The organism is uncultured Faecalicoccus sp., assembly GCF_944327125.1.
Classification (GTDB): domain Bacteria; phylum Bacillota_I; class Bacilli_A; order Erysipelotrichales; family Erysipelotrichaceae; genus Faecalicoccus.
Window position 1 is genome coordinate 1 of sequence record NZ_CALVGO010000029.1, and the last position, 16,333, is coordinate 16,333.

At 40.3% G+C, this 16,333-nt stretch carries 15 protein-coding genes and 1 other annotated feature; of the genes, 2 read left to right on the top strand and 13 right to left on the bottom strand.

Features of this window, described 5'->3' with window-relative positions:
* Both Q0K03_RS04815 and Q0K03_RS04820 read right to left on the bottom strand, forming a co-directional pair.
* On the bottom strand, window positions 1-311 hold a 311-nt coding region (locus tag Q0K03_RS04815), incomplete at its 3' end, for an RnfABCDGE type electron transport complex subunit D (RefSeq protein ID WP_297238297.1).
* Between the two features lie 12 nt (window positions 312-323).
* Window positions 324-1,619 carry an RnfABCDGE type electron transport complex subunit C gene (locus Q0K03_RS04820; RefSeq protein WP_297238299.1) on the bottom strand — a complete coding sequence of 432 codons (1,296 nt, stop codon included), beginning with the start codon at window positions 1,617-1,619 and terminating at the stop codon, window positions 324-326.
* Window positions 1,620-1,735: 116 nt separating this feature from the next.
* Here Q0K03_RS04820 and Q0K03_RS04825 point away from each other — a divergent pair, with 116 nt between their 5' ends.
* Window positions 1,736-2,833, top strand: a complete 1,098-nt coding sequence (locus Q0K03_RS04825; RefSeq protein WP_297238301.1) for an FAD:protein FMN transferase — start codon at window positions 1,736-1,738, stop codon at window positions 2,831-2,833.
* A gap of 23 nt (window positions 2,834-2,856) precedes the next feature.
* On the opposite strand, the gene Q0K03_RS04830 is transcribed toward Q0K03_RS04825, so the two are convergent.
* Window positions 2,857-4,458: an aryl-sulfate sulfotransferase gene (locus tag Q0K03_RS04830; RefSeq protein WP_297238303.1), complete on the bottom strand. Its 1,602-nt coding sequence runs from the start codon at window positions 4,456-4,458 to the stop codon at window positions 2,857-2,859.
* A gap of 161 nt (window positions 4,459-4,619) precedes the next feature.
* Here Q0K03_RS04830 and Q0K03_RS04835 point away from each other — a divergent pair, with 161 nt between their 5' ends.
* Window positions 4,620-5,555 carry an alpha/beta fold hydrolase gene (locus tag Q0K03_RS04835; RefSeq protein WP_297238306.1) on the top strand — a complete coding sequence of 312 codons (936 nt, stop codon included), beginning with the start codon at window positions 4,620-4,622 and terminating at the stop codon, window positions 5,553-5,555.
* A 56-nt stretch (window positions 5,556-5,611) separates the two neighbouring features.
* On the opposite strand, the gene ileS is transcribed toward Q0K03_RS04835, so the two are convergent.
* The 10 genes from ileS to Q0K03_RS04885 form a co-directional block, all read right to left on the bottom strand.
* Window positions 5,612-8,338 carry an isoleucine--tRNA ligase gene (ileS, locus tag Q0K03_RS04840; RefSeq protein ID WP_297238308.1) on the bottom strand — a complete coding sequence of 909 codons (2,727 nt, stop codon included), beginning with the start codon at window positions 8,336-8,338 and terminating at the stop codon, window positions 5,612-5,614.
* Between the two features lie 33 nt (window positions 8,339-8,371).
* Window positions 8,372-8,584, bottom strand: a binding site (T-box leader).
* Window positions 8,579-9,277 carry a YlmH/Sll1252 family protein gene (locus Q0K03_RS04845; RefSeq protein WP_297238310.1) on the bottom strand — a complete coding sequence of 233 codons (699 nt, stop codon included), beginning with the start codon at window positions 9,275-9,277 and terminating at the stop codon, window positions 8,579-8,581. It overlaps the preceding feature by 6 nt.
* Before the next feature lie 58 nt (window positions 9,278-9,335).
* The gene (gene sepF / locus Q0K03_RS04850; protein WP_297238312.1) at window positions 9,336-9,767 is read right to left on the bottom strand and encodes a cell division protein SepF; all 432 of its coding nucleotides are present in this window, start codon (window positions 9,765-9,767) and stop codon (window positions 9,336-9,338) included.
* 74 nt (window positions 9,768-9,841) lie between these two features.
* Complete coding sequence (locus Q0K03_RS04855; RefSeq protein WP_297238314.1) at window positions 9,842-10,561, bottom strand: biosynthetic peptidoglycan transglycosylase; 720 nt, start codon at window positions 10,559-10,561, stop codon at window positions 9,842-9,844.
* Window positions 10,558-12,561 carry an ABC transporter permease gene (locus tag Q0K03_RS04860; protein ID WP_297238316.1) on the bottom strand — a complete coding sequence of 668 codons (2,004 nt, stop codon included), beginning with the start codon at window positions 12,559-12,561 and terminating at the stop codon, window positions 10,558-10,560. The genes Q0K03_RS04855 and Q0K03_RS04860 overlap by 4 nt, the downstream gene beginning before the upstream one ends.
* Complete coding sequence (locus Q0K03_RS04865; RefSeq protein ID WP_297238318.1) at window positions 12,554-13,318, bottom strand: ABC transporter ATP-binding protein; 765 nt, start codon at window positions 13,316-13,318, stop codon at window positions 12,554-12,556. Before Q0K03_RS04865 ends, Q0K03_RS04860 begins: the two co-directional genes overlap by 8 nt.
* Window positions 13,319-13,396: 78 nt before the next feature.
* Window positions 13,397-14,383, bottom strand: coding sequence for a sensor histidine kinase (locus tag Q0K03_RS04870; protein WP_297238320.1), 987 nt, complete (start codon window positions 14,381-14,383; stop codon window positions 13,397-13,399).
* Window positions 14,380-15,048: a response regulator transcription factor gene (locus Q0K03_RS04875; protein WP_297238322.1), complete on the bottom strand. Its 669-nt coding sequence runs from the start codon at window positions 15,046-15,048 to the stop codon at window positions 14,380-14,382. The genes Q0K03_RS04870 and Q0K03_RS04875 overlap by 4 nt, the downstream gene beginning before the upstream one ends.
* Before the next feature lie 46 nt (window positions 15,049-15,094).
* Window positions 15,095-15,622 (bottom strand): ribosome-associated translation inhibitor RaiA, encoded by a 528-nt coding sequence (gene raiA / locus Q0K03_RS04880; RefSeq protein ID WP_297238323.1) that lies wholly within the window; start codon window positions 15,620-15,622, stop codon window positions 15,095-15,097.
* A gap of 108 nt (window positions 15,623-15,730) precedes the next feature.
* Window positions 15,731-16,009: a hypothetical protein gene (locus Q0K03_RS04885; protein WP_297238325.1), complete on the bottom strand. Its 279-nt coding sequence runs from the start codon at window positions 16,007-16,009 to the stop codon at window positions 15,731-15,733.
* Between the last annotated feature and the right edge of the window lie 324 nt (window positions 16,010-16,333).

Here is a 16,333-nt window from a genome sequence, read left to right on the forward strand (position 1 = left end):
TAAACCGTCATTGTGACAGGCACCATCAGCGTTAAGATGATGCTTGTGATCCATCCAAAGGATTTTGCCATATAATGGATTGGATTCTCCTTATAGATCTTTGCGAAAATTGATTCACAGATCACCATGGTAAGCAAAGAACTCACTAACAGAATGATTTCATGCCAAACGTAATCCATTCCATAATTCGTACCATAATAGATGCAAGATAAAAGAAACGGGATCATCAACCCTACTGTCAGTCCCAGCATGATTTTCTGGGTGGTCAGATTTCCTTTTAAGCTTGGACTTACATGAAAATTAAACTTCATAACATGAGCCCCCTATTTTTTATTCTTCAAAGCAACGATGCGCTTTGCCTTTCTTACGTTTTCTGTAACATCGATGTGACTTGGGCAAACATAGGAACATAAACCACATTCAATACAGCTCATGGCTCCGCGTTTTTCCATCTCTTTGGCATCGCCGGCCTTAACCGCCATCGAAATACGTACCGGCTGCAGCCCTGCCGGACAATGATCGGAACAGCGTCCGCATCGTAAACATTCAATGTTATCATCTTCATGATGAACGAGCACCGTGATCGCATTGGTGGCCCGATCTACGACAAACTGATCATTCACGATCGTTTTTCCCATCATAGGTCCACCGGCAATCAATCTTACACTTTCCGAAGTATATCCGCCGCAAGCTTCAATCAGTTCTTTTACCGGCGTTCCCACCGGACAAAGGATATTGCGCGGATTTTTGATCCCTTCTCCAGAAACCGTAACATATTTCTGGTAGATTGCTTCTCCCTTTTCAAAGGCAAGCGCAATGGCTATCGCAGTGGTCGCATTGTTGATAATGGCTCCCGCTTCCCCTGGTAAACGGTCATATTCTTTATGTAAGATCTCACGGACCAAAACTCGTTCCCATCCCATAGGGTAAACATCCGGAACGGCACGAACTTCGATGCCTGCTTTATCACGAAGGGCATCCTGTACCATCGAAATCAAATCTGGATGTGATTTTTTGATCGCAATATAAACGTGTTCCACACCAGCAAGTTTCTTTAAGATCTCACAGCCCATGACAAAATGAGAAACATCATTCATCACGACTTTATAGTCTGCCGTAATATATGGCTCGCATTCGACCGCATTGACAATGACACAATCGATGCCTTCCGTTTTTTGGTATTTCACATATGTTGGAAAACCGGCACCGCCTAAACCGACAATACCCGCCTGTTTAACTTGTTCAACACACTCTTCCCGGGTTGCGGTATGAAAATCTAATGGTTCTAATGCCTTTGTACGATCTGGTTTTTCACTTAATTCGATCACCATATGATCCACTGGTTTCAAAGATGTGCTCATGCGTTTCTGCAATCCTTTATAGATGCCGGAAACACTCGAATAGATCGGCACGAAGAAACCAGAACGAGTCTGCGCCAGTTTCGTACCAATCTTCACGGCATCCCCTTCTTTGACAAAGATTTCAAAATCCGTATTTGCCCCGGCAGCCAAAGGAATATACGCTTCCTTTTTTGGCAGTATAGGCATTACGTCTTTTGAATCTGTCAACTCTTTACGTCCAGGAATATGGTGAGACATAGGTCCCAGAAACAATGACATAAATAATCCCTCCTAAAATTTATACTTTTTAATTTTATGCCTTTTGATATTAAGATTCAAGACACATTTTCACATCCTCATGGACTTTTCTGATTTGGTTGACTATAATTATTCCTATGAAAAATTCCATCAAATCCTGGCTTGCTCTTTCGGTATGTTTTTTTGTTTTGATCTGCAGTATCATCGTCTTTATCCAGGGAAATAAAGATCCTTCCATTTCCAGACATCAGGCGGTCTTTACCGATGTCGGATTTGATACTTCCATCACCTTCCAGGCAAACTGCAGTTCTTCTGATTTTGATCACTATACGAGCATTTTAAAAGATACCTATATTCATTATGATCATCTTTTTGATCAATACGATTCTTATGATGAGATTCACAACGTTTATACTTTAAACCATTTTGCATATTCAAATTGGATCAAGGTTGACCCGGAGCTGACAGAATTGATCCGCTTCTCAATGGCAATCAACGAGAAAGCCCCTCAATTTGATATCTCTCAAGGCAACCTTCTTTCGCTATGGCATGATCATCGCGAACAAGGCATGATTGAAAATGAAAAAGGAAAAAGCGGATCTTTACCTTCGGACAACTCCATTGAAGAAGCCATGAAACATTCCGGAAATGACAAGATCCAAATCAAAGAGAACGAAATACATTTTACCGACCCTGATCTAAAAATAGATCTGGGTGCCATTGCCAAAGGCTACGCCACCCAGAAAGTCAAAGAAAAACTGGAAGAAAACGGATGTAAGGAAGGGTTTATCAATGCCGGTGGCAATGTGGTTCTTATAGGAAATAAGGACACCTGGAACATCGGCATACAAGATCCGGATTCTTCCGATTCCCTTTTAAGTCTAAAAACGACAAACCCCATCGCCATTGTGACCAGCGGGGATTATCAAAGATATTATACGGTTGGCGATAAACGCTATGCCCATATCATTGATCCGACAACGGGATATCCTCCTGAATACCATCGCAGTGTAACGATCTTCTGTGAAGACTCCACACTGGCCGATGGTTTAAGTACAGCCTTATTCTGTATGTCCCTGGAACAGGGAAAAAGTTTTCTTGAACAGAATTATCCAGATGTCGGTGCTGTATGGATCGATGAAAAAAAAGTTAGTTCCAAAACGCCGGACATTCAGACAAAAAATTACGATATCTATGTGACAGACAACTACAAAGATAAAATATCTTTGCATTAAAAAAGCCTCACGAGAGGCTTTTTCTATTGAAACCAGTAACCGTTGAAATCATATTTGAAAACACGGTACCACCAAGTGGACCCGGATCCTACAAGCGATTGAATCACATTGTTCTGCTCATCAAGTTCCACGGCCGTAAATGGTTCTCCGCTGTCAACGATTTTATTTCCCTTGTATTTTTGAACCGAGCTTACATAGGCTGAATACGCCACTGGAATTTCTTCGACCAGTTCAAAGGTTCGATTTGTTTCATCGACCAGATACGTCGTATAATACGACTCTTCTCCATCCAGTCCGCTGTATGCTTTAAAGTATCCTGGATCCTGACTGTAGTCATAATCATACGTAGTGATCGTGGCGTTGTTGTTATTATAGAAGTAGAGATAATACTGACCCGGTTCCAGATTTTCATCCTGCCAGATCTCCACACAGTGCTGTCCGGCATTCAGCGAAAAATCGCCAATCTGTTCCAATACCAGATCATCATATCCGCTGTCGGACCAGAACTGTTTTGAACCAATCAAATAATCAATCGTTGGTTTCTCGTAAATATCATCGATCTTGATGATCGTCGAGGTTTCTCTGGAACTGATAATAATGCTGTCTTCATCGATCAATCGAATCGAATTGATATGGATCCAATCCATCGGATCTTCACTGTCGGTAAAACATTTCTGATAATAATCATGGAAAAGTTCTTTTAAATCGATGATTGGATCGACTTCTTTTGAATCCAGATCCACCGATAAGATCATATCTTCTTCCGTGTCCGCCTCTTCTTTGCTGGCAAGGACAAGCAGATCATTGTTTTGACCAAGGATATAATCATGATGCAGGTGATAATCCTGCATATTATAGAATTTATGGATCCTTCCCCTGGCATCCATAGCCGCAATCTGCGAAGAACTGATACTGAAATAAATCCATTCTCCGTCATAGTTCATATTGCAGGCCCGATAACTTTTGACCGGGATCTCGGAACGCAGAATACCATCGTTATCATAGAGAAGAATAAAATCAACTTCTTTATTGTCTTCTTCGGTACGATTTCCAAGCATCGCATAGAGCCCATCGGTTAATTTTGATTCATCCTGCAGGCGATTCAACTCCAGTTTTACATTTTCTTTGCTGCCAAGAAGTTTTGGCGCATGATACGTGATAACATTCGAGTCGATTTCATTTCCTTCATCATCCAGGCACGTTATTGTGATCTTATTTTCAACGTCCGGGATGATACCGACAAGAAGATATTCGTGTTCTTTGCTTGGTTCTCCAGCTAGAGTTCTAGTAAAATCTGGATATCCATCAGCTTCCACTGTATATTGTACCGTCGACTTTTCATCCGTAGTAAAGGCGATATAGAGTCCCGTAGTATTGGTTCCATAAGGATTGGAAGCCAGGAAAGGCTCAGCCAATGTATACGTTTTTTCCTTTCTCAAAGTTTGAAGCGTATCGTATACATCATCCTGGTAAGCTTTGGTATAGATCGTATCCAGATCATCGGTTTCTGTCATCACCAAAACACCGCTATCCTCCGTGTATTCGATTTCGCTTATTTCTGGTACAGAGCATCCTGTGATCAATAAAGAAGAAACAAGGAACAAAGAATAAATGATTTTTCGCATATGAAATCTCCTTTTTTATATCTTACCTTATTTTCCGATAATCTTTAGAAATTTTTTATATTTTCTTAAGATTTTATAAGAATCGTCATCGATTTTACTTGTAATCCACTAAAAAAGACGTCATGATGAAGATAGAAAAGAAACGATTAGGAGGTGTTACGATGTTACATGAAATCAGTTTTCTTTCTTACAACCAGCGAGATCAAGTCCAGGGATGGATCTATGTTCCAGCCTGCAAGCCAAAGGGAATCCTTCAACTGATTCATGGGTTTGGTGAGCATTCAAGACGTTATCTTCATATGATTGCTTCCCTGACAGAAGCCGGATTTATTGTAGCGGCCGACGATCACGTAGGACACGGCAAAACAGCCATGACCAATAATACATGGGGAGACTGGGGTGAAGCCGGACCGCACACCATGATGGAAGATGAGCATCGATTAAAAGAAATCGTCCAGGAAAAATATCCAAATCTTCCGTACTTTCTGTTTGGCCACAGCATGGGATCTTTCATCACCCGTGATTTTATCGCTAAATATGGAGATGAATTATCTGGAGTTACGATTTGTGGAACGGCCGGAATTTTCAGAGGCGCCAAAGAAGCGGCCAAAAAGATCAAAGAAGCCATCGATGCCGGCAAAGGACAAGAAAGCGATCCTCAATTCACAGCGGATCTAATGGGCTGGATGTGTGAAAGAATCCCCGATGTCAAGCTGGGCAACGAATGGATCTGCAGCGATCCTTATGTACAAACCGACCATGCCCAAGATCCATTCGACGCTTTTACCAAGCCCACCACGAACCGATCCTTATATGATTTTACACAAATGATGGCTTGTATCGAAGGAATCGAATGGGCAAAAAAAGTTCCGGCTGGTCTTCCTATCTATAATATCGGAGGCGACCAAGATCCTGTTGGAGAATACGGCCAAGGAATCTATCAGGTTTCCAACTGGCTGATCCAGACAGGGCACAAAGTTCAAACCAAAGTCTATCCAGGCTATCGTCATGAGATCCACAATTATGCGTCAATAAAAAATGAGGTGGAACAAGGAATCATTGATTTCATGAACCAGGTCCTCACACAAACATTCTAAACACAAAAAAAGATGACGGCAGAAGTTTTGATCCTTCCAAGTCATCTTTTTTATCTTTACTTATCTAAAATCGAAGCACAGCGATCACAAAGTCCATCTTCGTGTTCACTTTCCGTATAGTTCCAACAACGAGGACATGCATGTCCTTTCGCATGTTCAACCTGCACCTGACAAGTTTCATAAGCCGGCAATGATTCCTCCGTATACGTAAAATGAGATACGATCAGCCATTGTGCTGGATTTTTAACGATTTCTTCCATGATCGATCTTTCTTTTTCTTCCAGATGAACTTTCACATCAGCTTCAAGGGACTTCCCAATCACACCGTTGACACGAGATTCTTCCAAAGCTTTCAAAACGTCTTTTCGAATTTTAAACAATACATCCATTTTATTTCTGAGAGCTTCTGTGTCAAAGTTCAAATCCAAAGTCTTGAATTCTGTCAAATGAATGGATTCTTCATCAAACTTCATGAAATCATTGATTTCTTCACAAGTGTGGCACAAGATTGGTGCCCACAGTTTGGTCAGTACTTCAATGGCCGTATACAAAACAGTCTGTACCTGACGGCGTGAATTGTCATCGATTTGTTCGATATAAAGAATATCCTTTGTATAATCCAGATAATAAGCACTTAATTCATTGGTCATCAGATTGCTCAAAGTTTGAACCACATCCGCAAAACGATATTCCACATACGCTTTCTTACATGTCTGAACCACATCGTTCAAGCGGACCAGAATGTACTGATTCAATGAATCAAGTTCATCAAAAGACAGACAGTCATCCTTACCGAAATCGTTGTCATCCAAATTGGCCATTAGGAAACGGAAGGTGTTTCTTACTTTACGATAATTTTCACTGATCTGTTTAAGAATGTTTTGTCCCATGGAGCAGTCGGCCTGGTAGTCCACGCTGGTTGCCCATAAGCGAAGAATGTCTGCCCCATATTTTTTGGTGATCTCACCTGGCGCAACCGCGTTCCACTGCGATTTTGACATCTTCACACCCTTTTCATCCATTACAAATCCATGAGACAGTACCTGACGATAAGGGGCCTTTCCATAAACAGCCGTTCCAATGATCAAGGAAGAGTTGAACCATCCACGATACTGATCAGAGCCTTCAAAATAAAGATCCACCGGGTACTCATAACCACGCTCTACCATACAGCCGGTATGACTGGAACCCGAGTCAAACCAGACATCCATCGTATCGGTCTCTTTCTTAAAGATACCGTTTGGCGAATGTTCATTCGTGTAACCTTCCGGCACCAAATCTTTCGCTTCTCTTTCGAACCATACATTGGAACCGTATTCCCCAATCAGTTTGGCTGCATATTCAAACAGAACCGGATCCATCAGCGGCGTACCATCTTCACCATATAAAATAGGAATCGGAACACCCCATGCGCGCTGACGGGAAATACACCAGTCGCCGCGATCGGCAATCATATTGTGCATTCTTCCTTCACCCCAGGCAGGCACCCAGGAAATCGAATGGATTTGATCCAGAAGCTGATCTCGAATCTTATCGATGGAAGCAAACCACTGCGTCGTTGCACGATAAATGATTGGTTTCTTCGTACGCCAGTCATGAGGATACGAGTGCGTAATAAAAGTCAGATTCAGTAAAGCGCCTAATTCATCTAAACGAACGGTTACGGTCTTATTGGCATCTTCCACATATTGACCCGCCAGCCATTCACCGCAGTCTTCCATCATTTTTCCCTGCTCGTCCACATTGCAGTAGATCGGAAGTTTATAACGCATTCCGGTGTTAAAGTCATCTTCACCAAACGCAGGGGCCGTATGAACGCAGCCTGTACCGGCATCTGCCGTTACATAATCCGCCAGCATCAGTAAACTTTCCCGTTCTGGATACAGCGGATGCGTGCAAGTGATATATTCAAATTCTTTTCCCTTAAACGTATCCACGATTTCAAAGCGTTCACATTCAAATTTTGGACATAACTGTTCAACCAATTCTTCCAACATTACCAGTTTTCCCTTGTCCGTATCCACCAGAGCATATGTCATATCCGGATGAACACAGATTCCCAGGTTGCCTGGAATGGTCCAAGGCGTAGTGGTCCAGATCACAAAGTAAGTGTCCGTATCTAAAACTCCTTTTCCATCTTTGACCTGAAATTTGACATAGATGGTAGGAGATTTGATGTCTTTATATTCTACTTCCGCTTCCGCCAGTGCAGATTCACTGCTTGGGGACCAGTAAACCGGTTTTAAGCCTTTATAGATCAATCCTTTCATTGCCATGTCGGCAAAGATCTCGATCTGATGTTTTTCAAATTCTTTCTTTAATGTGATGTAAGGATGATCATAATCCCCAATCGAACCTAAAGCCAGAAAACCTTTCTTTTGTTTTTCCACCTGTTCCATCGCAAAGTCATAACAAATTTTACGGAACTCGGCAATCCCGATTTTCTTACGATCGTATCCCAGTTTTGTAACCGCTGTCTCAATCGGAAGTCCATGCGTATCCCATCCTGGAATATACGGAACTTTTTCTCCCAGCATAAAATGAGAACGGTTGATCACATCCTTTAAGATCTTATTTAAGGCATGCCCTAAATGAATATCACCATTGGCGTATGGCGGGCCATCATGCAGCACAAAAGACTGAGCGTCTTTTCTTTTCTCCAGCATCTTTTCATACAATTTCTGATCCTGCCAGCGTTTTTGGATACCTGGTTCTTTCGTTGGTAATTTACCACGCATCTCAAAAGCGGTCTTAGGCATGTGCAGTGTTTCCTTGTAATCCATGTTTATCCTCCTTTAAATAAAAAAAACGTCCTATCCAAGGACGTTAAAAACGCGGTACCACCTTAGTTCACGGTTATAAAACCATGCCCTTCATTTTGATAACGGAATGCTCCGGAATTTCTTACTTAATTTTCAGAAGTTCAGCTCGAAAGGGATACCAGAACGTATTTCCTGCAGTCTTTTCACCATCCGACTGCTCTCTAAGAAGAAACTCACGTTGTGACGTGTCTTTCTCATTGCCTATATAAATTTTTCAAATCGTAAAACCAGACGATCTTTGCGCGTCCTATTTTCGACTTCAAGAAATCGAAAACGTCCTGTTTTACGTATGGAAACGTAATCATTATTACATAATCGGCAATTTTCTTCAAGAACAACATCGTTCAATTTCACATACCCTTTCTTGATCATTTCAGCAGCTCTTGCGCGTGAACATTTCCCCAGACAGGCCACGATAGCATCCATTCTTAAAGAGCTGCAAACCACAATAACCGGCTGGGTTTGAACAATTTGGATATCCGCTGTATAGTCTTCCTTAAAATGGACAGAAACATTTCCAATTCGCCTACATTCATTTTTGATAAAAGAAGCCATGATCTCTTTGCATAAAACAAAGATCTTTTCTTCCTGTACGATCAGATCTCCCAGCTGTTCCCGTTTGATTCCCAAGTGCATAAGCGCACCCAGTACATCTTTATGACTCAATTCTCTTTTTTCTTTACTATAAACGCTGGATAAAAGGACATAATCGTAATCGGGTTCTACTTCCATCTCACTGATAAAAGCTATTTTTCTTTGTGCCTGATCAAATCCTCCATAAAACGATAGATACAGGTCCCTGGGTAGGATTTGTTTTAAGATTGTTTGTTCAACCGGCGATAAAAAAGAGGTCTGAACATAGCGATGCGTCTTCTTGACAAAGTCAATATGATCCTGCATCTTCGCTATAAATAGTTCATGACCTCTATAATATGAATTTCTTGTATTCGTACTGTAATTAGTCTTCGAAATCATCAGGATTTCCTAATGAAATTGATCCTTGTACTCCAATTTCAGCCGGAGAACACAAAATGACATTCTGACCAATCTTCTGAATTTTTCCGTCTAAAGCGAAAACAACACCCGTCAAGAAATCAATAGTGCGCTGAGCATAATCACGATCCAATTTATGAAGATTCACTACAACCGCACGACCTTCTTTTAAACGAGTACCCACTTCTTCTGCTTCACCGAAACTTCTTGGTTCAAACAAAACCATTTTTGTTTTTGCGTTCAATGTTGAAGAGTTCGTTCTTGCTTTAGGTCTTTCATATCGATTCTGAGGTTCAGCCTCAACTTCTTTAGCAGCTTCTACAGGCTGTGCTTCGTATCCTTCATCTTCTTCTTCAATAGGTGCTACGAAATCTTTAACCTTATCCATAAATCCCATGGGAAGTACCTCCTTATCTCCAATATTATATCATAGAAAAAGTATTTGAAAAGGTAGATTTATAAAAAACTAATTTAGTTGTATTGAGCGATTGTACGCTCTATATCCTGCCCAATCGCATCGGCATCTTCTTGCGAACAAACATCATATTTGACCATTTGTTTCAACACCTGATGGGCACGCTGTCTGGCAAGATCGGGCGAATGATTCAAGGAATAGACACTGGGAGCGTTAGGAATTCCAGCCAGGATCACAGACTGTGCCAAATCCATGTTGGCCGGTTCGATTCCAAAATAACCTAAGGAAGCTTCCCGTATCCCATAATAGCCATCCCCAAAATAGATCGAATTGATATAGAGTTCCAGGATCTCTTTTTTGGAATAATGTTTTTCCAGATCCAATGTCATGAAAAATTCAGCGATCTTTCGGACAAAATTTTTGTTCTGGGAAAAGTATAGGTTTTTAGCCAGCTGCTGGGTGATCGTTGAGCCGCCTTCGACAAGCGACAGTTCTTTGATATTGGTCAATACGGCCCGGCCAATGGCTTCCATATCAATACCAGAATGATGATAAAAGTCATGATCCTCCACCGCCACGACCGCATCCAGATAAACTGACGGAAGCTGTTCTAAAGAAACATAATTCTCCTGGCTTTGGATCTCGTCGATTTTATCGGTCAAGCCTTGTACAGCCAGGGCATTCTGATACTCTTTATACCCCATATAAACAAGAACAGAACCCGCACAGACAAAGATCAATAAAATGCCCAGTATAAATTTTCCTATTTTTTTCATCCATGCCTCCTTACAATACCGTAATACACTTTAGAAGTAAGCAGATATACGATACTATACACCACAACAAAGATCAAAAAACAACCGATGCTGACCTGAATAAAGAGTTTCGTATCATCAAAATACAAAAGACGAAGCAGCTTATCAATCAAAGGAAACGCAAACAACAAGTGGATTCCCGCTGCAAGAAGCGGCAAAAAGAAGACCGTTAAAACCTGCGAGTTGATAGAGCGCTTGAGTTCTCTTTTTTCCAGACCGACATTGGCCATGATCTCAAACCGTTGGCGGTCCTGAAGCCCTTCGGTGATCTGTTTATAATACATGATCAATACGGTTGCGATGATAAAGAGTATACTCAAGAAGATGCCCAAAAACAAGAATCCTGCATACAAAGAAAGCGTATCATGATAAGAAGAATCTTTTGTACTGGTATAAATGTAGACCAGATCCTGATATGTGTCACCTTCATCAACATTTAAAACTTGAAATAATGAAGCAATTTTTTCCTGAGAGCGATGATCCTGATCGCAATTAAACGATAACATCGTTGTCGGCGTATTGTAGGAATCTGCATAAAGACGTTCCTGGATCTTCTGCATTTGAAGAACTTGTTCATAGTCCGATACGACAACAAAATAATTATTACCGATACTGGAGCCCTCTTCCTGATTGTCCATAAAAGTGGATAAAGTATCTTTGATCTGATAACTTACATCTCCCACTTTCAAACGATCTTCTTTGAATGTTTGATCCGTTCCATAAACAAACGCTTGGTCCTCATTTAATGTCAAATGTTGATGGGTTGATTCATTATAATCCTCCAAAGGGATAAAGTATAAGGAGACGACATCACCCATATTTGAAAGTGAGGCCTTGGAAGTATCCGTATTCAAATTCCCCTCTTCCAATAACCCGCTGATGGAGCTGTATCGATACAGCATAATATCCTCAGCCTTGACTTCATTTGACTCCAGAACCGAAATAAGTTTTTCCTTCGATGTCGCAAGATCATACCCTCGCATTGCAATTTGAACTTCTCGAGGAAAGCGAGAATCAATGATCGAATCAATGCTCATCCAAAGCGATAATGTCGTTGATAATATCACCAGCACCATCGTAGACAGTATACAGATATTGGCCAATCCAATCGCGTTCTGTTTCATTCGGTAAATCATATTCGAAAGACTGATAAAATGTCTTGTTTTATAATAATAGTTCTTATTTTTCTTCAAGAGCTTAAGAAGTGTGATACTTCCGGTCGTAAAGAGAAGATACGTCCCTAAAACGACCAGAACGACCGCAATAAAGAAAAAGGTAAAAGCACTCAAAGGATCTTGGATCGAAACAGCCAGATAATAACCAATACTTAAACAAACGATACCAAGGAAAGTAAGGAGCCATTTTGTTTTCGGTTCTTTTTCCCCCACCTGGTGCGAACGAATCAGATCGATCGGTTTTGTCATCTGGATCTGAAAGAGTGAAAAAATATAAATCAAAAGATAGATCAGTGAAAATAAGATCCAACTGTAAAAGATTCCTGGTCCGGAAATATAAAAACCTAAACCGGCATCATAAGATAATAATCTCAATATCATCAGATAGGACAATTTATCAAATAAGATCCCGGCTCCAATTCCTAAAGCCAAAGAGAGAACCAGACTCATCAGGGTTTCATAAAAAATGATTCGGGCAATATGTTTTTTCTCCATCCCCAGGATATTATAGATCCCAAATTCGTGTTTTCTTCGTTTCATCAAAAAAGAGTGTGTATAAAACAGAAAGATCACAGAGAAAATGACGATCACGCCAACCCCCAAAGACAGTAACATCTGTACATATTCCCCACCGGCTAAAGAGTTTAAACCTTCATTATGGGAGAGTGAATACACCAAATAAAAAATCATGACCGTCAAAGAACTGGAACACAAAAACGGAAGAAACATCTTCGCATTCTTTTTTAAATGATCAACAGCCAGTCGAAAATAGAAACCTTTAAGCATGGCGACCACCTGTTGCCAAGAGCGTCAATGTATCGGATATTACCTCATACATTTGATCGATCGTACGATCACCGCGATAGATTTGATGAAACACTTCGCCGTCTTTGATAAACAAGACGCGTTTGGCATGTGAAGCCGCTTTGGTTGAATGTGTGACCATCAAGATGGTTTGTTCATTTTGATTCAGCTGATCAAACAACATCAGCAGTTCTTCCGTTGATTTTGAGTCCAGTGCTCCTGTGGGTTCATCCGCTAAGATCAGCTCCGGATTCGTGATCACAGCCCGGGCAACGGCAACCCTTTGTTTCTGTCCTCCGGAGATCTCGTAAGGGTATTTTGACAGGATTTCCGTGATACCCAGCTGCTTTGCCAGCGGTTTCAACAAACGAAACATATCCTTCGGCTTTTGATTGGATAAAACCAAAGGCAAAAGAATATTATCCTGATTGGAAAAATTATTTAATAAATTAAAGTCTTGAAAAACAAACCCCAAATTTTTTCTTCGGTACGATGCCAGCATTTTATCCGGGATCTTTGTCAAATCTTTTCCATTGAGAGTAACCGATCCGCTGGTCGGACGATCAAGAGATGCCAAAATATTCAAAAGCGTCGTTTTCCCGGAACCCGATTCTCCCATGATGGCGACATATTCTCCTTTTTCGACATTGAGATTTACATCTTTCAATGCCTGGACCGAGTTGGCTGAAAAACGTGATGTGTATACTTTTTTTAGATTTTTTACTTCTAACAAAGACATTTCAATTCCTCCTTATACACTCTCAGTTTAAAAGAGAAATCTTTTTTCAGACATAGATTGAGCTTACAATATGGCATCTTATCTTACAGTTTTGTAAGATTGATCAAATTTTAAACATACCTTTGTATAACTTTCTGGTTTAGAGTCAATAGAGATCTCACAAGAAATCTTTTGACAGATCTCTTTACATAAATAAAGTCCTAAACCGCTGGCTTTTTTATCGGTTCTTCCGTTAAAACCGGTATAACCTTTTTCAAAGATACGCGGCAAGTCACTGGCCTGGATACCTATGCCATTGTCTTCAATGATAAGTTTGTGATCCTCTTGAAGATAGATCCTGATCTGTCCATTTTGTTTGGTGTATTTCAACGCATTGGATAAAAGCTGTTCTATGACAAAGACCAGCCACTTTTCATCACTGAGAACAAAAAGATGTGTTTCTTTAAAAGAAAGAGAAATATTGCGGGCAATAAACTCAGAAGCAAAATAACGAATGCTTTGCCGAATCGCATCATCGAGATTGATTTCCTTAAATACAAAATCCGTTTGCGAAGTATTCATGCGCAGATACGCCAACACCATGTCTGTGTACTGATTGATTCGAAGAAGCTGGCTCTTTAATTTTTCTTTGGAAAGATTCTCTTCCTCCAATAAAAGCTGCATGGCCGAGATTGGTAATTTGACCTGGTGGATCCACAAAGTAAAATAGTCCATATGATCTTTGAATTGCTCCTCGTTTTGATGGATCGCATCCAATCGGGCTCGTTCCATCTTTTGAAGAAGCGCTTGATATTCCCTTCCCGGTAATGTCAAATCTTGAAGGTTCAAAACCTGATCGATTGCCTCGCTTTGAATAACAATACGCTGATCATGTCGTTTTTTATAGTGGTAAAAATCGACCCCGATCAAAACCAGAAAGAAGAAAAGACATAGAAGGGTTCCGTAAAGAAGGATCTCTATGTCAAGCTGATATAAAAAACAAAGAACGCTGAAAATCAAAAAGCTGAAAACCAGAAAAAGGATCCAATACAAATGGTCCTTACAGTACCAAAAGAAAACTTTCATACTTTATACCCCATTCCTTTAATGGTTTCAATGAATTGTTCACATCCAATGGAATCCAGCTTTTTGCGCAACCGATTGACATTTACACTTAAAGTATTCTCGTCCACATAATAATCGGTCTTCCAAAGATAGTTCATCATTTCCTCACGAGACACGACTTTATTTTTGTGCTGAAGAAGCAACATCAAGATCTTCGATTCATTGCGAGTCAATTCAATTTCCTGATCACCATATACAGCGCGTGTTTCCTCAGGAAAGAATCGAAGTCCTTTATGTTCTAAAACCAGAGTTTTCCCGCCAAAATCATACGTTCTTCTCAGTAAAGCCTGGATCTTGGCCTGCAAAACCTGCAGCTCAAAGGGTTTTGTGATATAGTCGTCCGCTCCCTGGCTCAAAGCCATAACGATATTCATATTATCAGCGATGCTCGAAACAAAAAGAATCGGAACTTGTGAGATCTTTCGAATCTCATTGGCCCAGTGATACCCATTAAGATAAGGCAACGCAATATCCATACATACAAGATCGGGATGCGTATCTAAAAAAACTTGAAGAATATTCTTAAAATCGTTTGGGATGATCACTTTATAATTCCATCCTTCCAGAAAGTCCTTCATTTTCTGGGCAATGATCTCTTCATCTTCTACAACTAAAATCGTATACATAGCTTTATAATACCAAAAAAAGTGCCCGCAGGCACTTTTGGTTTTATTATTCTGTTTCAATCAATCCATATCCGCCGTCATATCGTTTATAAACAACAGCGATTTTTTGTGTTTCATCATCGGTATAGATGAAGAAATCATGTCCAAGGAGTTCCATCTTCATAATGGCTTCATCCAAACTCATTTCCTGAGGTTCAATGGATTTTGTCTTCACTACGACATCTTCATTATCTTCCTGAGCCACATCGGCATCAATGAATGCCTGAGCCAGAGAATCTTTGTTCTTACGCGTCAATCTTGTTTTTTGACGGCGAATCTGATCTTCCAGTTTATCAATAACTTTATCGACCGCACTGTATAGATCGTCATCAACGACCTCAGCACGTAAAATCGCAAATTTCGTTGGTATGGTCACCTCGATTTTCTGTTTGTGAGGATATGTACGAATCAAAACATTGGCCGTATCCTCCTCGCTGACAATAAAGTATTTGTTCAGCACTTCCAGTTTTTTGTGAATCTTATCAGAGATCCCTTGTGTAACAGTTACGTTTTTTCCTACTACATTGACTTTCATAATAGGTACCTCCTTATTTATGAAAATTATACCATACTCCCTCTAAAATGAAAATTAAAGCCCTTTCTTTTTAGTCCAAATACGACATATAGAAAAGGCTCTAAGATATTAACTGATCTGAAGCGTAATATGGTCCAATTTGGAAAGTTCATGAATATATTTTTCGTACTCCCCTTTTGACATAACGTCTGGATCTGGAAGCGGAAAATATAAAACACAAGGCACATGAAGTTTCTGCGTGGCCATTTGTAATATGATGACCTGCTCCAAAGTCTCTAACGCATCGACCAGCGATAAAAAATGAATACGCACGGATTCATTTTGATGATCGGCTTCCATAAGATCATCCATAAATTGTTCATAATCGCGAAAATATATTTCCTTCATAATTCCCCCGTTTAAATAATAACAGGCAATTTGGATCCTGTGAACTGTATAAACGAATTTATCGATGGAGTTAAAACCCACCGAAACATCAAATACACTGAGATTGAAACATCTTGAAAACAAAATGTAAATCAGTTACAATACGGCCATGTAAGAATCAATAAAGAGGTGACATATTATGGAATATGGACTGATTGGTGAACATCTGGGACATTCGTATTCAAAACTCATTCAGGAAAAACTATTGGATCATTATACATACGACATCCATCCTGTGGAAAAAGACAAGCTGGATTCCTTTATGAAAGAAAAAGCGTTTAAGGC